General features: G+C 48.6%; 1 protein-coding gene. It reads left to right on the forward strand.

What is annotated here, in order from left to right:
• On the forward strand, positions 1-1,076 hold a 1,076-nt coding region (locus QUB35_RS20595; protein ID WP_333143620.1), incomplete at both ends, for a Calx-beta domain-containing protein.

The following is a 1,076-nucleotide window of genomic DNA, read 5'->3' on the forward strand; positions in this document are numbered from 1 at the left end:
GACGGCGATTTAGATGCCTTCGTTGGGGCTAATGACGGCAACACGCGCTACTATGAAAACGCCCCCATTGTCAGCATCGCCGCTGGCATTACTCCCGCAGAAGGTGGCGCAACAGGCACTTTTACCATCACCCTCAACGATATTGCACCGGATGGTTTTACAGTTGCTTACACAGTAGGGGGAACCGCAACCAATGGCACTGACTACACCACCTTATCGGGAACCGTCACCATCCCAGCCGGACAAACCACTGCCACTATTAACGTCGTTCCCACCGACGATGCCATTGTCGATCCCAATGAAACCGTTACCATCACCCTCACAGACGGTGCAGCTTACAACCTCGCCGCTGCCCCCAACAATACCGCCTCGCGAACCATCACTGATAACGACATTGCCGGAGTCACAATCACTCCCACTTCGACAACAGCTACAGAAGGCGGTACAACGGGTAATTACACAGTAGTTTTAACCTCACAACCCACAGCCGATGTTAGTCTAGCCATTAGCAACACTGCTCAAACCGCTACTTCAGCTCCAACACTCACCTTTAATTCAATTAATTGGAATACACCGCAAACCGTAACTGTCACGGCTGTTAATGATAACAGCGTTGAAGGCAACCATACAGGAACTATTACTCATACCGCCACTTCAACGGATACAAATTACAACAGCATTGCCGTCGCTGCTGTCACAGCTAATATCACTGATAACGACATTGCCGGAGTCACAATCACTCCCACTTCGACAACAGCTACAGAAGGCAGTACAACTGGTAGTTACACAGTAGTTTTAACCTCACAACCCACAGCCGATGTTAGTCTAGCCATTAGCAACACTGCTCAAACCGCTACTTCAGCTCCAACACTCACCTTTAATTCAATTAATTGGAATACACCGCAAACCGTAACTGTCACGGCTGTTAATGATAACAGCGTTGAAGGCAACCATACAGGAACTATTACTCATACCGCCACTTCAACGGATACAAATTACAACAGCATTGCCGTCGCTGCTGTCACAGCTAATATCACTGATAACGACATTGCCGGAGTCACAATCACTCCCACTTC

The sequence above is a fragment of the Microcoleus sp. B13-B6 genome (assembly GCF_036705405.1).
Lineage (GTDB): Bacteria > Cyanobacteriota > Cyanobacteriia > Cyanobacteriales > Microcoleaceae > Microcoleus.